Source organism: Noviherbaspirillum suwonense (genome assembly GCF_900182955.1).
In the GTDB taxonomy this organism is placed as follows: domain Bacteria; phylum Pseudomonadota; class Gammaproteobacteria; order Burkholderiales; family Burkholderiaceae_D; genus Noviherbaspirillum_A; species Noviherbaspirillum_A suwonense.
The window spans coordinates 1-14,748 of sequence record NZ_FXUL01000006.1; the positions used below are offsets into that span (position 1 = coordinate 1).

A 14,748-nucleotide genomic window follows, 5' to 3' on the forward strand; every position below is an offset into this window, starting at 1 on the left:
CAGGACCGTGAAACGACTTAGCGCCGATGATAGTGCTGCAACCAGTGTGAAAGTAGGTCATCGTCAGGCTGTTACACCAGAAGACCCCCGTCGCCATCAGGCGCCGGGGGTCTTCGCTTTGGGGCGATGGAAAGCAGGAAATAAATCTTGTTTCCTGATTGTCGGTCCACGATCTACGTTTCGTCGGTAGTCGGTAGTCGGTAGTCGCTAGTTACTGATCGCTATTCGCTATTCGCTATTCGCTATTCGCTAGTCACTGATCGCTGATCGCCTAGCGCTCATTCAATATTATCAACGTTGGATTTTTTGCCTCGTCTATCCCATGTCAGATCGTTGGTGTCAGACGGCGATCGTTGAATAATTGCTCGAGTGGACCACCTTGCGTAGCTCATGTTAGCCAGCTGCCGTTGAACGGGGTGTCGTTGACGACGTTTATAACGCTAAAACCCGCAACACTGGTCCAGCTTCAGAACTGATGCCGCTTCCAGATAGTAGACAAAAATAAAACTTTGAGCGAACATTGAGATTGTGTAATTGGCAATGTTTTCTCTTGGAGACAATCATCCCTGGTACCCAAAGCTATTATCCATAGCCGGGTACGGTTAACTTTGCAGTTGGGATAGTGACTTAATCAGTACTGATTCCTGCTGCGAAAGAATCCTGCTGCGCAAGGTCTTTCGAATGCTGAAATTCACTCTTGCAGAATTCCAGCGCAATACGCACGGCCCTTTTTGAATACCTTGTCGAAGTACCTGCCTAAGGACCGTTCTAATAAATTCGATGTCCGCGTATTTAAAGTGTATCGAAAAGAAAACAAGATCGCGCCGCAGAGACTTTACTTTTAGAATTTTTGATAAGTTGTTGACCCGAATAAAGAAATTCTTATAATGTTTGTAGGCAAATAATTCTTAAAGGTAATAAAAAATCATGAATATGCATGAGCATTCCGGAACCAAATTTCGCCTTCAAAAAAAATCTCTGGGACTGCATTTGAATAAATTGCAGGCGTCGCTGTGCCTGGCAGCTTCAGTGGCCATCAGCGTTGGACTGATCGTCTGGGGCGCTGAAGCGTTTATTTAAGGTTCACACTGCGCCAAGCAGAAAGACTTTAATCAATGGGCTGGCCGCACTTTCGAGTTGCAGCGACACTTCCAGTCCGGTCAATGGCACCGCAGTGCTCGTAGCGGTGCCAGGCACCCTTGTCGTGGCGACGGCGGCCATTTGCGGCGCGTTGATGTCGACCGGACGCCAGGTGGTGGCATTGCTCGCCCAGACCCTGATCGTCATCGCGCTGACGCCCGCTTCAAGCGCCACTTCTTCCTTTATCAGGCTATCGTCATTGATGAGCCATGCCGCATCCAGTTCGGTCAGATCACGCGTCGGCCTGGATTCCCTGCGCGACAGCACGCCGTTGCGGACCCGGTAAGCGACAACCTGGAGGCGCACCGGCTGGTTTTCCGTAAATACCTTGCGGATCAACACGAGGCGCTGTTGTTCGGCAACCAGCGGGGGCCTGTTCGGAAACATTTCCGGGCTGATGATATTGGCGCAGTCGCGTTCCAATTGTGCGAATGCCAGCTGCACGCCACGGGTGCGCTCCATTTCCGCCGTCAGCGCTACCCGGCTGCGAACGATGCTGTCCAATCCACGCCAGCCGAGTACGGCAACCACAGCGAGAACGGTGATCGCGATGAGCAACTCGATCAACGTCAGGCCGGTTTGGCGAGGATGTCTTGAAGAACGGCGAGTAAGCATGGCCTGGGGCGCCTTACGTTGCTGGAAAAGCCAGGGAAGAAATTGACTCAGGATAAGTGTCATCCCGTGCAGTCAGGGCAGGCATTTTACCTTAAACGGTTTTTCGCTTTCCTTGCGCCAGCGTAGCGTCCGCAGGCATCCATTGACGGATGTATTTCGGCGCAATATGCGTGTCATGCGCGGAAACGGGCGCAAATCGATCCCGCAATGGCCTGGCAAGCCGGTACCATTGCCGCACGCGAAATTCGCGTTAGACCAGACCACCATGCAAACACCTTTTCCCACTATCAGCTGGAGCGAGCCCGGCTCCGAATTCAGCATGCGCTGGCGTTCCGAAAGCGGATTTCAGCCGCCGAAGAAAATCATCGTCGGCGACGACCGCCTGACTGCAGATACCGCGGTACGGCTCGCATCGGAAGGGTCGTCGATACTTTGGCGAGGCGACTATCACAATGCGCGACAGCTTTTGCAAGCGATGGCGCGTCGTTTCGACCGGAAGCCGCGCAAGCCCGCAGCGACGTTGCGCGAGGCATTCAACCTGCACCGGCAGGCGCAATCGCAGAAGGCGCGCATCCTGGGCATGCTGCTGATTCCCGTCGATGCCGGCCATGTGATTCCATTGCGTCGGGCGCCCGACGTCAGGAGCGCGTGCATCGAGGCGTATGGCCCCGCCGACGAGGGCTATGTACTGTCCCTGCGCGAGTTGCTTGGCGTAATCGGCGCACATGAATGGCGGCGTAACGGGGTGCCGATCGCCGCGCTGGGCGGCGATCGCATCCATCCGCACTATGGCGTGTTTTCCCCGGTACGCGGCGAATACCTTGAACTGGTCGAGCAGGCGCCGCTTCCGTCTGCCGAACTGGCCTTCGATATCGGCACCGGCACCGGCGTGCTCGCCGCCATCCTGGCGCGTCGCGGCGTGAAGAAGATCGTCGCGACCGATATGCAGGAAAGGGCGCTGGCCTGCGCGCAGGACAACCTGGAACGCCTGAACCTGACGCAGCAGGTGACGCTGGTGCAGGCAGACCTGTATCCGCCGGGCCGCGCCGGTCTCGTGGTCTGCAATCCGCCCTGGCTACCCGGGCGGCCCAGTTCCATCCTGGAACAGGCAGTCTATGATCCTGACAGCCGCATGTTGAAGGGTTTCCTGGATGGACTGCGCGACCATCTCCTTCCTGGTGGCGAAGGCTGGCTGATCCTGTCCGACTTCGCCGAGCTCCTCGGCCTGCGCTCGCGCGACGACCTGCTTGCGATGATCGATCGTGCCGGTCTTGTCGTTCTCGGACGCACCGATATACGTCCACGCCATCCGAAGTCGACTGACGCGTCGGACCCGCTGCACGCGGCCAGGCGGCAGGAAGTCACCTCGCTCTGGCAGTTGGCGGCGAAATAATCCGGCTGACTGCGGCTGCCTTCAAGCCTGCAAGGCCGGTGCGTCCTGCCGTATCATCTTCATTTTTCCATTTTCACTCGATCTCATGCCAGCCAAGCCCGCCCGTTTCCTTACCTTCAAATGCCGGTCATGCGAAAAGCCAGTCCAGGTTTTTCTGCAAAAAGTGTCCGCCTGTTCTCATATCCAGCCTTACCAGGGCATCTGCAAATGCGGCGAAGTCCGGCGGCATGCGACCGGCGAAAAGAATGCCGTCGAATCCTACCTGGCGGCTGGCGATGGCAACTGGTCGCATCATCACTGAATCATGGCAAAAATGTAAGCAAGCGTAAGACAAGGACACTTTTATCGAATTGCCAGTTCTAAGGGACATGGACAATTCCGTTAAAGGCGCTGCGAAACGCCTGCTATTTTCGCTGTCGGTTCTCGCCGCGCTCGGCGGTTGCGCAGTCTATGACCCTGGCTATGGCGGCTACGGCGGTTATGCGGGCGGCTACACTTATTACGACGCCCCGGCCTACCCGGTGGCGCCTGTCTATGGTTACGGCCCCGCGCCGCTTTACTCGGGACCGACCTATGTGCCAGCGCCGGTGCTGCAATTTAATTACCGGTCGGGCGGCGGTTATCGGCGCCATGACGGGCGGGGACATGGATGGCATGGCGGCGAGCGTCGTTTCCACGATCGCCCCAACTGGGGGCAGAATCGCGGGCCGGGCGGCTACCGCGGCCGGGGGCCTGGCGGCGGACGCGACAGGCATTGACGCGATCTGGTCAGGTTTGCCGTGTCAGTCCGGTTTGCGCCATGCCTCCAGGCCGATGGCGGCAATCCGGTCCACTTCGTGATAGGCGGGCTCCAGCAGCTCCTCGCCAAAGACATCCGGGTCGATCTCGTCGTAGCGCCAGTCCAGGCCAGCTCCGTCCAGGATGGGCGCCAGCTCCGCAAGCAGCGGGTCCCTTCCGTCGACGATTGCAACACCGGTATAAAACAGCAACCGGCCGCCTGGTGCGAGTCGCGTCACTGCCTGGGTCACCATGCGCAGGCCCAGCGAGCGGCCAAGGTCATCGCCGCCGTGGCGATAAGTGCGTGCTTCCTTGTCGACCAGGTAAGGCGGATTCGCAATGATCAGGTCGAACTGTCCGTCCACGACTGCCAGGCTGCCGCCCATGGCGAGCGTGGCGCGCAGCCCCAATCCCTTGGCATTGAGCCGCGAATAGCGTAGCGCCAGCGGATTGATATCGTTCAGCACAAGATCGGCTTCCTCGCATTGCCTGGCCAGCATCAGCCCGCCAGCCCCGGACCCGCAGCCGATATCGAGTATGCGTGCGCCGCTTGCCAATGGCCTGTTGGCAAGCGCCTGCCGCATGAATCGTACGAAACGGTAAGTGTCGGGACCGAAGAAGACGGCGTCCTCCTGCTCGGTCGGATACGCGGAATGCAGGAACAGCGCATCGTCGATGCTCGACACCCTTAGTTTGCTGCGCCATTGCCGGCCATCGGATTCAAGCACGGCCGAATCGACCAGCATGCTGGCTAACGCCGCCGGAAGCAGCTGCTTCCCGACGGGCAGGTTCCAGCCGAACAGATCGCGCAGGGTCGATCCGGTTTCGCTATCGCGACGCGCGAGCACATGCGCATGGCTAAGCGGCGTGATGGTCCTGAATCGATAATCCTGCGCGCGAAGATGGGCAAGCAGTTGGTTCAGCGCAGCGTCGTCGCCGGACAGGGGAGTGGAAGCGTTCATGGGCCTGGATGTGGGGGATTGCCGGCAATCATGCCAGAAGTCGGTGCGTCCATCTTGCGGTCACGCTAGCGACCGACGATGGCCTGCAGGGCGCTCGAATGAAACTCGCGGAAATACAGCACGGCTACCACCACGGTGGTGGCCACCATGAAAACGGTGGGCTGGAGGAACCAGGTCATCGCGGCAATCGCGAAGTAGTAGCCGCGCAGGCCGTCGTTGAAGCTTTCGCCGGCCAGCGCCACCAGCTTGCCGCTGCGGTCGGCGAAATCGGCCCTCGCGGCGTCGGTCCCATCCTTGTAGTCGGAGACATTGGGCGCGGCCCCGATCAGGATCGAACAGAAATTGAACTGCCTTAATGCCCAGGTGAAGCGGAAGAAAGCGAATACGAACACGCAGATCAGCACAATGATCTTCAGGTTCCATACCTGCACCGGCACGTGCGCCGAGAAGGGGATTTCCTCGACGACGTTCGCCACCTTGCTGGTGCTGCCCAGCAGCGCGAACAGGCCGCCGATGATGATGATCGTCGTCGATGCGAAGAAGGTCGGCGACGACGACAGGTTGGCCATCAGCGCGACATCCGAGATACGGTTTTCGCGGTAAGTCAGCCGCAGCATCCAGTCGCGCCGGGATTCATTGACATGACGCAGCAGGCTGCGATGCGACATCGACCAGTAGTCGGCGAAACGGTCATAGCCTATCCACATTAGCAGGAACCAGGCCACGGCGACGACGTCGATGAGCGGGAGGATCATGCGCCGCTAGCCATGCGTGCGTTCGAATTCCTTCATGTAGGCGACCAGCGCCTGCACGCCTTCGACCGGCATGGCGTTATAGATCGATGCGCGCATGCCGCCGACGACCCGGTGGCCTTTCAGCTGCACCATGTTGTTTTGCTGGGCGCCCTTGAGGAAAGCGTCGTCCAGCGCGGCGTCGGCCAGGCGGAAAGGAATGTTCATCCGCGACCGGTCGCCGCGGGCGACCGGGTTGCTGTAGAACCGGGACTGGTCCAGGTAATCGTAGAGCAGCGCAGCCTTGGCGATATTCCGCTTCTCGATCGCCTCGATGCCGCCCTGTTCCAGCAGCCATTCGAATACCAGGCCGGCGATGTAGATGCTGTAGGTCGGCGGGGTATTGAGCATGGAATCGTTGTCCGCCTGCTCCTTCCAGTTGAACGCCGACGGCGTGATCGGCAATGCATGGCCGAGCAGGTCATCGCGCACCACGACCAGCGTCAGGCCGGCCGGGCCGATGTTCTTTTGCGCGCCGCCGTAGATGACGCCGTACTTCGCTACGTCGACCGCCCGCGACAGCAGGTGGGAAGACATGTCGGCGACCAGCGGCACGCCGTGCGTGTCCGGCACCCAGTTGTACTCGACCCCGCCGATGGTCTCATTGGTGCAGATGTGGACATAGGCGGCATTGGGATCCAGCTGCCAGGTGTCCTGCGCCGGCACGTAGGTGAAATCGCGGTCGGCCGCGGTGGCCGCCACGTTCACCTTGCAATATTTGCCTGCTTCCTTGATCGACTTCTTCGACCATTCGCCGGTATTGACATAGTCGGCCGACGTTTTTTCGCCCAGCAGGTTCATCGGGATCAATGCGTTTTCCGCCATCGCGCCACCCTGCAGGAAGAGCACGCGGTAGTTGTCCGGCACGGCCAGCAGCTTGCGGAAATCGGACTCCGCCTTGCTCGCGATGCCGATGAATTCCTTGCCGCGGTGGCTCATTTCCATCACTGACATACCGCTGCCATGCCAGTCCAGCATTTCGTCGGCTGCGCGTCGCAGCACCGGTTCCGGCAGCACCGCAGGGCCGGCGCTGAAGTTAAATGTTCGCATGGGTTTCCAGACTGGTTCGATGAGGGATGTAGTCGAACATTATGACGGAACACGCTCGGCGCGTGCAAGGCTGCAAGAAACGGCGAAAGGCCGGCATCGCGCCGGCCTGTTATTGCGTGATCGCCGCCAAACGGCAGCAACCCAGTCGATGCCTACTTGGACTTGGCGTCCTTCCTGGCTTTCGTCTGCTTGTTTTCCTTGTCGAGCGCGGCGCTCTTGGACTTGGTGTCGAGCGAACGATTCTGGTGATCTTCGCTTGCATCGACCTTTTCCGGCGCCTTCTCGATGCGGGTGATGCTGTTCGGATCGACGGATACCGGGTCGCTGGCCGGGAAAGTCATCTCGACCGCATTGTCGAGCAGGCGCTCCTGCGCATTCTGCTTTTCGCTCGGCTTCTCGTTGACAGGCAGCTCCGCCACCGGGTCGCTGGCCGGGAAAGTGCCTTTCAACGCATGGTCCAGCATCTTTTCATCATGCGACTCGCTGGCGGGCGTCTTGCCTTCGTCGGCATTTTTACGATTGTTTGCCGGATGGGTATCGTCCGGCGTTTTCTTTCTGTTCGGCATGCGTGTTCTCCTTGACTGGACACAGGGTGCCAGGATCCCGATCTTACTGAAAATGGCTTGACCCCTTGCCAACGATATGCGGGCTTGTTAATCATGCACAAGCCCTTAAACAACTGACATGCGTGGGTGCGATAGCGAACAGAACTTCTGGCGACTTATGGCCTATTGTCGAGTCAGGCGGTACACGCTCTTACCTCCGTTGCGGCAGGATTACCCTGCTGCATACGAAGGAAGGATCAACGGCTCCAGCCATGGCGCCGGTACCTTTCTCGAAAATAGTAAAGGAGAATCATATGAATACCGATCAAGTCAAAGGCACTGCAAAAGACATCGCAGGCAAAGTGCAAGAAGGCGTTGGCAAGGCCATCGACAGCAAGGAACAGCAAGCCAAGGGCCTCGAGAAGCAAGTCGAAGGCAAGGGCCAGAAAACACTTGGTGATGCCAAGGAAATCGTCAAGGGCGAGTAATGCTCATAAGGCCGCCGCTGCCCAGGCGTGGCGGCCTTGCCACCCTGCGCCGGCGCATTCCTATTGAACCGGTGCGCGTGCTGGCATGAATGTCGTTTCCCCCCAGGCGCAATACGTCCTCACCCACCCCGGCGCATTCGCGCTGCAGACCTTGAAAGCATTCAAGGCGAACCAGGGCTTGCTGCTGGCCGGCGCAGTCGCTTACTACGCGCTGCTGTCCATTGTGCCCTTGCTCATCCTGATCGTGATCGCACTGTCCCACGTGGTCGACGAACGCGAGCTGCTCCAAACACTGTCCCATTATCTCGAATGGCTGCTGCCCAGCCAGTCAAGAGCCATCGTCGGCGAACTCTCGAACTTTACCCAGCACCGCGACGTGATCGGCTGGCTGCTGCTGATTACCATGCTGTTCTTCAGCTCGCTCGCATTCACCGTGCTGGAAAATGCAATGTCGGTGATATTCACGCATCGCGTGGCAATCCGACGCCGGCATTTCATGGTGTCGGCCATGATGCCTTACTGCTATATCATTCTTCTCGGCCTGGGCCTGCTGCTCGTGACCATGGTGTCGGGCGTGCTGCAGGTGGTTGGCGAGGAGAGCGTTGAATTCCTTGGCCACAGCTGGTCGCTGCATGGTTTTTCCGGCGTGTTGCTTTATCTGCTGGGCGTGCTCGGCGAGATCTTTATCCTGACATCGATCTATTTCGTCATGCCGGTTGGCCGCCTGTCGCTGGCCCATGCGCTGATGGGCGGCGTGACAGCTGCGCTCCTGTGGGAAATAACCCGCCATGCGCTGTTATGGTACCTGTCCACGCTGTCGCAGGTCGCCGTGGTCTATGGGTCGCTGACGACTGCCATCGTGGTGCTGCTGAGCCTGGAGCTGGGAGCGACGCTGCTGCTGCTGGGCGGACAGGTGATCGCGGAATACGAGCGGCTGGAAAAACCCGGCGCCACGGTGGCGCCGACGCCGATGCATACGGACTGACGTGCGGTCCGGCCGGGCTGCTGAAAACGCGTCGCGGACGCGACGCGCCTCGGCGAAGGCTTAATGAAACTGCAGGTCCTGCGGCCTGTCGATATCGAGATGGATGCCCGGATCGTCCACCTCGACCAGGCGCACGGGAAATGACTCGAACAGGCGGCGTGCGCCGATGTCGCCCGACAGCTGCAGAAGCGCAGGAAGGTGTACCTTCCCGAAAGCAACCGGATTGCCACGCCGGCCCTTGTAAACCGGCGCGGCGATTTCCGCTCCCTCCCGCAATGCGTCCAGCAGCGCGCGTATGGTGGCTGGCTTGATGTAGGGCATGTCGGCCAGCGCCACGATCCAGCCAGCCGCGTCGCCGCTATGCTGCACCGCATGCGAGAGCGATGCGCCCATGCCTTCGACGGCCTCGGCGCAGGTGGTCACTTCGCAGCCGATGGCCCGCAGTTCTGCGCGCAGCTGGCTGGCATCTGGCCGGACCACTGCGAGGACCCGCGGCATGATGGCGAGCAGGTTGGCCGCGGCAGTCACCGCCACCGCGGTGCCGTCATGCAGCGGCTGCAGCAGCTTGTTGCGTATGCCGAGCGGGTCGAAGCGCGACCCGCTGCCGGCCGCGAGCAAGATGGCTGTGTATTCGGACATGCAGGCTGGTGGCGGTGAAGGCAAGGTCAGAAGAGTTCGTTGGCGTTGCTTCGTCGTTCGCGGGCATCTTCGAGCATGCGCCGGTCATGGATGCGCTTGCGGTTGATGGCTGCATGCTGTGCCGCAGTCATGGGGCTTGCCGTCATCAGTTCCTTCAGGCGCGCACTGTTGTTGTAGACGTCCTTAACCTGCTTTTCCAAGATATTGCCTCTCTTCTGGGTCAGGGATGGTGTTGCGCATCGTGCCGGCCCGCGCAGCCGATGCGCATGCAGGGCTTGCCGGTCATGCCTTGAAGAAAGGACATAGGATGCCGTAGTTGGCGGCATTCGTCCATGGGGCATGCCGGCGCCGTGCCTGTCGAGCGTTGGATGCATTCATATTGTCATCGGCGAGTCCTTTCAACATGAAAGGCCGCACCCGGAATGCGGCGCGGCCTTCGCTTTTTACCGACACGAAAACAATCAGTACATGTGCTGGCCGCCATTAATAGCGATGTTGGCGCCGGTCAGGAAGGCCGCTTCATCCGACGCCAGGTACGCAACCAGACCGGCCACTTCCTCCGGCTTTCCGAGGCGGGCCATCGGGATCTGCGGAATGATCTTGGAATCGAGCACTTCCTGCGGGATCGCCATGACCATCTTGGTGCCGATGTAGCCAGGCGAGATCGTGTTTACGGTCACGCCCCGGCGCGCCACTTCAAGCGCGAGCGCCTTGGTGAAGCCATGCATGCCGGCCTTGGCCGCCGAGTAGTTGGTCTGGCCGAACGCGCCTTTCTGCCCATTGACCGACGAGATATTGATGATGCGTCCCCAGCCGCGTTCGCTCATGCCATCGCATACCGGCTTGGTCATGTTGAACACGGAATCGAGATTGGTGCGGATCACCGCATCCCATGCGGTCTTGTCCATCTTCTTGAAGGTCATGTCGCGCGTGATGCCGGCATTGTTGACCAGCACGTCTACCGGACCGAGGTCCTTGGTGATCTGCGCAATGCACTGCTGCGCCGAATCGTAGTCCGACACGTCGCAGGGGTAGGCATAGAACTTGTACCCCTGCTGCTCCATGCTGGAGAGCCACTCGGTCGACTTGGTGTTGCCCGGCGAATAAGTCGTCACGACCTGGTAGCCCAGTGCCGCCATTTTCATGCATACCGCTTCGCCGAGTCCACCCATGCCGCCTGTTACCAATGCAATTCTAGCCATCTGTCGTCTCCTTCATTTTTTCCAAGGGAAGTGCGTGAACCGTATTTCTTCTGCCTCCAGCGTTGCCTTCAACGTTCCACTGCCAGCGCCACGCCCATGCCGCCGCCGATGCAAAGGCTCGCCAGTCCGCGCTTGGCGTCGCGGCGCACCATTTCATGCAGCAGCGACACCAGGATGCGGCAGCCCGATGCGCCGATCGGGTGGCCGAGCGCAATGGCGCCGCCATTAACGTTGATCTTGCTGGTGTCCCAGCCCATCTGGCGGTTGACCGCGATCGCCTGCGCCGCGAAAGCCTCGTTGATTTCCATCAGGTCGAGGTCTTCATGGGTCCAGCCGGCTTTCTGCAGGCACAGCTTGGTCGCCGACACCGGGCCCATGCCCATGATGCTGGGGTCCAGGCCGGCCGATGAATACGCCTTGATGCGCGCCAGCGGGGTCAGGCCCAGCTGCTCGGCGCGGCTGGCCGACATCATCATCACCGCGGCGGCGCCGTCGTTGAGGCCGGACGCATTGCCCGCGGTCACGGTGCCTTCCTTGGAAAAGGCCGGACGCAGCGCCGCCAGCGACTCGAGCGTGGTGCCATGCTTCGGGTATTCGTCATTGTCGAATGTGACCGTGCCCTTTTTCTGCGGGATCTCGAGCGGCACGATCTCTTCCTTGAAGCGGCCGGCTTTCTGCGCCGCTTCCGCCTTGCTTTGCGAGGCAAGGGCAAACTCGTCCTGGTCCTGGCGCGAGACTTCATACTTCTTCGCGACGTTCTCGGCGGTCACGCCCATGTGGTACTGGTTATAGACGTCCCACAGGCCGTCGACGATCATCGTGTCGACCAGCTTGGCGTCGCCCATGCGGAAACCGTCGCGGGAATTATTGAGCACATGCGGCGACGCGCTCATGTTTTCCTGGCCGCCGGCAATGATGATGTCGGCATCGCCGCAGCGTATTGCCTGGGTTGCGAGGTGGGTTGCCTTCAGGCCGCTGCCGCAGACCTTGTTGATGGTGAAGGCGGGAATCGTGTCGGGCAGGCCGGACTTGATCAGCGCCTGGCGGGCGGCGTTCTGGCCGACGCCGGCTGTGAGCACCTGCCCCATGATGACTTCGCTGATGGTTGCCGGGTCGACTCCGGTTTTTTCGAGCAGGGCCTTGATCACGCTGGCGCCCAGATCAGCGGCAGCGACCTTGGAAAGCGATCCACCGAATTTGCCGACCGCTGTTCTCAATGCTGCAACAATTACGACATCGTCCATTTCTGTCTCCATGAGGTGCGACGGAAGAAACCGAAGTGCATCGCAAGACGGTTGCAAATATGATATCCGTAGTACTACAGGCAGTGTGCAGATTTTTTCGACAAATAGTTGACGTAAATAAAGGCGTTATCGGTGTCCGGCCGATGCGCAGTCATATGCCGCAGGGGCATGCCGCGTATCGGCCAACGAATTACAGGCTGCGGGCGTCGAAGGTATTGCAGGCGCTGACCTGGCCGCTTTCCAGTCCGCGCTTGAACCAGCGCACACGCTGGGCCGACGTGCCGTGCGTGAAGGAGTCGGGGACGACATAGCCCTGCGCCTGCTTCTGCAGCGCATCGTCACCAATGGCGGTGGCCGCATTGAGCGCGGTTTCCACGTCGCCGCTTTCAAGGATGCTGCGCGCCTTGTCCGCGTTCTTTGCCCAGACGCCGGCGAAGCAGTCGGCCTGCAGTTCGACCCGCACCGACAAGGCGTTGCCCTGCGTCTGCGTGCTGTTGCTCCGCATCTGGTCGACCTTGTCCATGATGCCCATCAGGTTCTGCACATGGTGGCCGACCTCGTGTGCAATCACGTAGGCCTGCGCGAACTCGCCGCTGACCTTGAAGCGCTCCTGCATCAGCCGGTAGAAGCTGAGGTCGATGTAGATCTTGCGGTCGCCCGGGCAATAGAAGGGGCCGGACGCGGTCTGGCCGGTGCCGCAGGCGGTCTGGGTGCGTCCCGAGAACAGCACCAGCCGCGGCTTGCTGTAGGTCTGGCCGGCCTTCTGGAAGATGGCGGTCCAGGTGTCCTCGGTGTCGGCGAGCACGGTCGAGACGAACCGGGCTTCGCGGTCGTCCGCGGGCGGCGCCTTGGCCGGTCCCTGCGTCGCTTCCGGCGCTGGCGCGCCGCCGCCATTGATCACATTGATCACGGTGCCAGGGCTGACCCCGAAGAAATAGGATGCAACCAGCGCGATGACCACGGTGCCGATGCCGACCGAACGCCCGCCGATGCCGCCCAGCCCGCCGCCCCCGCCACTGCCGCGACGGTCTTCCACGTTGTCGCTCTCGCGATTGCCTTCCCATTTCATGATGACTCTCCGGTGCAGGTGATTGATGACTCTCGGTATACGCGGCAGTGTACCGGCGCCGGCGTCGCCGGACAGTGCGGCACGCCACACAGTCCGGCTGTCCGGCATGCCGGATTCAGTCGCGGCAGTGCGCGATGCAGGCCTGCGCCAGCGCCAGCGTCGGGTCGATGCAGACCGGCAGCAGCGGCGAGCCGATCCGCTCCAGCCCGACCGGGACTTCGGTGCAGGCCAGCAGCAGGCGCGTGGCGCCGCGCACCGCCAGCGCGGCGGCCAGCGCGTCGAGCAGATGTCCGCCTTCGCTGACCGCGCCGCGCTTGATCGCATAACAGCCGGGCACGAACAGCGTGTCCATCTGCTGCGCGTCGGGCAGCAGGCATTCGATGCCCGCGGCCTCCAGCAGGTCCTGGTACAGCCGGGTGGCCAGCGTGCCATGGGTGGCGATGATCCCGACCGGGCCGGCGACCTGCTCGCGCTGCAGGGCCGCCAGCGTGATGCGGGCGATATGCAGTACCGGCGCGCTGCTTTCCGCCTGCAGCGCGTCATGCCAGTGATGGGCGGTGTTGCAGGCGATCGCGATGCAGGTGGCCCCGGCCGCGTTGAGGCGGGCCACGCCTTCCTGCATCGCCGGCAGCGGCGACGGCCCGTCGCCGGCCAGCGCGCGCTGGCGGTCCGGCACCTGCGGCACATTCCATGCGACGACCGGCACATGGTCCTGGTCGCGGGCAGCCGGGGTATGGGCGATGATCTTGGCCATCAGGTCCACGGTGGCCAGCGGCCCCATGCCGCCGAGGATGCCGACCAGCCGGCTCACGGCGCAAATACCTCGCGATAGCCGAAGAGGCCGACCGAGCCGCCGGTATGCACGAACACCACGTTCTCGTCCTTGCCGAACTGCCCGCGCCGGATCAGGTCGATCAGGCCTGCCATGCCCTTGCCGGAGTAGACCGGGTCCAGCAATATGCCTTCCGTCTGCGCCAGCATCTGCACCGCTTCGATCATGCCGGGCGTCGGCACGCCATAACCGCCGCCGACGTAGTCGCAGTTGGCCTGCACGGTCTCGCGGGCCAGCGTGCCTGGCAGGCCGAGGTGGTCCCAGGTGGCCTGGGCCAGCGCATGCACATTGGCTTCCTGGCGCTCGCGGGGCGCGCGCACGCCGATGCCCAGCACCGGGATGCCGGTGTTCATGCCCTGCAGGCCCACCACGAGGCCGGCCTGGGTGCCGCAGCTGCCGGTCGCATGCACGACATGGTCGATGCGAAGCTGGCGCTCGTTCGCCTGCATCAGCATTTCCTGCGCGCAGACCACGTAGCCGAGCGCGCCGATGGCATTGGAGCCGCCGCCGGGAATCAGGTAGGGTTTCTCCCCCTGTTCGCGCAGGCGCTCGCCGACCGCGACCAGTTCCTGGTTCATGTCGAGGCCAGCGGGCCGGCTTTCCAGCGTGCAATTGAAGATTTTGTCGAGCAGCACGTTGCCGCTGTTGTAGTACTCGGGCGCGCCGTCGGCGACCCGGACTTCAAGGAGGGCAGTGCAGCCCAGCCCGAATTTCGCCGCTGCTGCGGCGGTCTGGCGCACGTGGTTGGATTGTGTCGCGCCCTGGGTCACCAGGTGCGTCGCACCCTGCGCCAGCGCATCGCCCAGCAGGAACTCGAGCTTGCGGGTCTTGTTGCCGCCGCTGGCGAGGCCGGTGCAGTCGTCCCGCTTGATATAGATGGTCGGGCCGCCCAGTTGCCGGGACAGGCGGGTCAGCGGTTCGAGCGGCGTGGGCGCGTGCGACAGCGTGACGCGTGGGAATCGGGACAGGTGCATGGGATCTTGGCCTTTCGGATGACAGGGGATAGATGGGCCTGG

General features: G+C 61.4%; 18 protein-coding genes. 6 read left to right on the forward strand and 12 right to left on the reverse strand.

The window, feature by feature from the left end; all coding sequences use genetic code 11:
- Positions 1 to 927 precede the first annotated feature (927 nt).
- Positions 928 to 1,080: a hypothetical protein gene (locus tag QOL82_RS10010; RefSeq protein ID WP_283442118.1), complete on the forward strand. Its 153-nt coding sequence runs from the start codon at positions 928 to 930 to the stop codon at positions 1,078 to 1,080.
- 3 nt (positions 1,081 to 1,083) lie between these two features.
- On the opposite strand, the gene QOL82_RS10015 is transcribed toward QOL82_RS10010, so the two are convergent.
- Entirely contained in the window at positions 1,084 to 1,818 is a 735-nt protein-coding gene (locus tag QOL82_RS10015; protein WP_283442119.1) for a PulJ/GspJ family protein, read from the reverse strand.
- A 202-nt stretch (positions 1,819 to 2,020) separates the two neighbouring features.
- On the opposite strand from QOL82_RS10015, the gene QOL82_RS10020 reads away from it, so the two are divergent.
- The 3 genes from QOL82_RS10020 (at position 2,021) to QOL82_RS10030 (ending at position 3,906) form a co-directional block, all read left to right on the forward strand.
- A complete protein-coding gene (locus QOL82_RS10020) occupies positions 2,021 to 3,148 on the forward strand; it encodes a methyltransferase (protein ID WP_283442120.1) in 1,128 nt (375 codons plus the stop codon).
- A gap of 85 nt (positions 3,149 to 3,233) precedes the next feature.
- Entirely contained in the window at positions 3,234 to 3,449 is a 216-nt protein-coding gene (locus QOL82_RS10025) for a hypothetical protein (protein ID WP_283442121.1), read from the forward strand.
- A 67-nt stretch (positions 3,450 to 3,516) separates the two neighbouring features.
- Positions 3,517 to 3,906 (forward strand): hypothetical protein, encoded by a 390-nt coding sequence (locus QOL82_RS10030; RefSeq protein WP_283442122.1) that lies wholly within the window; start codon positions 3,517 to 3,519, stop codon positions 3,904 to 3,906.
- Positions 3,907 to 3,930: 24 nt separating this feature from the next.
- Here the strand turns inward: QOL82_RS10030 and QOL82_RS10035 are convergent, their stop codons facing one another.
- The 4 genes from QOL82_RS10035 to QOL82_RS10050 all read right to left on the reverse strand — a co-directional run bounded on the left by QOL82_RS10035 (position 3,931) and on the right by QOL82_RS10050 (position 7,294).
- Entirely contained in the window at positions 3,931 to 4,887 is a 957-nt protein-coding gene (locus tag QOL82_RS10035; protein WP_283442123.1) for a methyltransferase, read from the reverse strand.
- 65 nt (positions 4,888 to 4,952) lie between these two features.
- Positions 4,953 to 5,642 (reverse strand): DUF599 domain-containing protein, encoded by a 690-nt coding sequence (locus tag QOL82_RS10040; RefSeq protein WP_283442124.1) that lies wholly within the window; start codon positions 5,640 to 5,642, stop codon positions 4,953 to 4,955.
- A 6-nt stretch (positions 5,643 to 5,648) separates the two neighbouring features.
- Entirely contained in the window at positions 5,649 to 6,728 is a 1,080-nt protein-coding gene (gene serC / locus QOL82_RS10045) for a 3-phosphoserine/phosphohydroxythreonine transaminase (protein ID WP_283442125.1), read from the reverse strand.
- Between the two features lie 152 nt (positions 6,729 to 6,880).
- Positions 6,881 to 7,294: a hypothetical protein gene (locus QOL82_RS10050; RefSeq protein WP_283442126.1), complete on the reverse strand. Its 414-nt coding sequence runs from the start codon at positions 7,292 to 7,294 to the stop codon at positions 6,881 to 6,883.
- A 293-nt stretch (positions 7,295 to 7,587) separates the two neighbouring features.
- Between QOL82_RS10050 and QOL82_RS10055 the strand changes: the two genes are divergently transcribed.
- Both QOL82_RS10055 and QOL82_RS10060 read left to right on the forward strand, forming a co-directional pair.
- Positions 7,588 to 7,761: a CsbD family protein gene (locus QOL82_RS10055; RefSeq protein ID WP_283442127.1), complete on the forward strand. Its 174-nt coding sequence runs from the start codon at positions 7,588 to 7,590 to the stop codon at positions 7,759 to 7,761.
- Between the two features lie 85 nt (positions 7,762 to 7,846).
- Positions 7,847 to 8,746 carry a YihY/virulence factor BrkB family protein gene (locus QOL82_RS10060; protein WP_283442128.1) on the forward strand — a complete coding sequence of 300 codons (900 nt, stop codon included), beginning with the start codon at positions 7,847 to 7,849 and terminating at the stop codon, positions 8,744 to 8,746.
- A gap of 60 nt (positions 8,747 to 8,806) precedes the next feature.
- Here the strand turns inward: QOL82_RS10060 and QOL82_RS10065 are convergent, their stop codons facing one another.
- The 7 genes from QOL82_RS10065 to cuyA all read right to left on the reverse strand — a co-directional run bounded on the left by QOL82_RS10065 (position 8,807) and on the right by cuyA (position 14,706).
- The gene (locus QOL82_RS10065) at positions 8,807 to 9,385 is read right to left on the reverse strand and encodes a nucleotidyltransferase family protein (RefSeq protein WP_283442129.1); all 579 of its coding nucleotides are present in this window, start codon (positions 9,383 to 9,385) and stop codon (positions 8,807 to 8,809) included.
- Between the two features lie 26 nt (positions 9,386 to 9,411).
- On the reverse strand, positions 9,412 to 9,759 hold the full coding sequence (locus QOL82_RS10070; protein ID WP_283442130.1) for a hypothetical protein: 348 nt from the start codon (positions 9,757 to 9,759) through the stop codon (positions 9,412 to 9,414).
- Positions 9,760 to 9,846: 87 nt separating this feature from the next.
- Positions 9,847 to 10,587, reverse strand: coding sequence for a beta-ketoacyl-ACP reductase (gene phbB / locus QOL82_RS10075; RefSeq protein ID WP_283442131.1), 741 nt, complete (start codon positions 10,585 to 10,587; stop codon positions 9,847 to 9,849).
- 68 nt (positions 10,588 to 10,655) lie between these two features.
- Complete coding sequence (locus QOL82_RS10080; protein WP_283442132.1) at positions 10,656 to 11,831, reverse strand: acetyl-CoA C-acetyltransferase; 1,176 nt, start codon at positions 11,829 to 11,831, stop codon at positions 10,656 to 10,658.
- A gap of 190 nt (positions 11,832 to 12,021) precedes the next feature.
- Positions 12,022 to 12,900, reverse strand: a complete 879-nt coding sequence (gene ypfJ, locus QOL82_RS10085) for a KPN_02809 family neutral zinc metallopeptidase (RefSeq protein ID WP_283442133.1) — start codon at positions 12,898 to 12,900, stop codon at positions 12,022 to 12,024.
- 115 nt (positions 12,901 to 13,015) lie between these two features.
- The gene (gene cuyB / locus QOL82_RS10090) at positions 13,016 to 13,711 is read right to left on the reverse strand and encodes a cysteate racemase (protein WP_283442134.1); all 696 of its coding nucleotides are present in this window, start codon (positions 13,709 to 13,711) and stop codon (positions 13,016 to 13,018) included.
- On the reverse strand, positions 13,708 to 14,706 hold the full coding sequence (gene cuyA, locus QOL82_RS10095; protein WP_283442135.1) for a D-cysteate sulfo-lyase: 999 nt from the start codon (positions 14,704 to 14,706) through the stop codon (positions 13,708 to 13,710). The genes cuyB and cuyA overlap by 4 nt, the downstream gene beginning before the upstream one ends.
- Positions 14,707 to 14,748 lie beyond the last annotated feature (42 nt).

Bases quoted from the DNA above. Each gene is read 5' to 3' on its own strand.
- ypfJ (WP_283442133.1), bottom strand. From the start codon at position 12,900: ATGAAATGGGAAGGCAATCGCGAGAGCGACAACGTGGAAGACCGTCGC.
- phbB (WP_283442131.1), bottom strand. From the start codon at position 10,587: ATGGCTAGAATTGCATTGGTAACAGGCGGCATGGGTGGACTCGGCGAA.
- QOL82_RS10035 (WP_283442123.1), bottom strand. From the start codon at position 4,887: ATGAACGCTTCCACTCCCCTGTCCGGCGACGACGCTGCGCTGAACCAA.
- QOL82_RS10030 (WP_283442122.1), top strand. From the start codon at position 3,517: ATGGACAATTCCGTTAAAGGCGCTGCGAAACGCCTGCTATTTTCGCTG.
- QOL82_RS10080 (WP_283442132.1), bottom strand. From the start codon at position 11,831: ATGGACGATGTCGTAATTGTTGCAGCATTGAGAACAGCGGTCGGCAAA.
- QOL82_RS10060 (WP_283442128.1), top strand. From the start codon at position 7,847: ATGAATGTCGTTTCCCCCCAGGCGCAATACGTCCTCACCCACCCCGGC.
- QOL82_RS10050 (WP_283442126.1), bottom strand. From the start codon at position 7,294: ATGCCGAACAGAAAGAAAACGCCGGACGATACCCATCCGGCAAACAAT.
- QOL82_RS10070 (WP_283442130.1), bottom strand. From the start codon at position 9,759: ATGCATCCAACGCTCGACAGGCACGGCGCCGGCATGCCCCATGGACGA.
- QOL82_RS10025 (WP_283442121.1), top strand. From the start codon at position 3,234: ATGCCAGCCAAGCCCGCCCGTTTCCTTACCTTCAAATGCCGGTCATGC.
- QOL82_RS10015 (WP_283442119.1), bottom strand. From the start codon at position 1,818: ATGACACTTATCCTGAGTCAATTTCTTCCCTGGCTTTTCCAGCAACGT.
- QOL82_RS10020 (WP_283442120.1), top strand. From the start codon at position 2,021: ATGCAAACACCTTTTCCCACTATCAGCTGGAGCGAGCCCGGCTCCGAA.
- cuyA (WP_283442135.1), bottom strand. From the start codon at position 14,706: ATGCACCTGTCCCGATTCCCACGCGTCACGCTGTCGCACGCGCCCACG.
- serC (WP_283442125.1), bottom strand. From the start codon at position 6,728: ATGCGAACATTTAACTTCAGCGCCGGCCCTGCGGTGCTGCCGGAACCG.
- QOL82_RS10055 (WP_283442127.1), top strand. From the start codon at position 7,588: ATGAATACCGATCAAGTCAAAGGCACTGCAAAAGACATCGCAGGCAAA.
- QOL82_RS10065 (WP_283442129.1), bottom strand. From the start codon at position 9,385: ATGTCCGAATACACAGCCATCTTGCTCGCGGCCGGCAGCGGGTCGCGC.
- QOL82_RS10040 (WP_283442124.1), bottom strand. From the start codon at position 5,642: ATGATCCTCCCGCTCATCGACGTCGTCGCCGTGGCCTGGTTCCTGCTA.
- QOL82_RS10010 (WP_283442118.1), top strand. From the start codon at position 928: ATGAATATGCATGAGCATTCCGGAACCAAATTTCGCCTTCAAAAAAAA.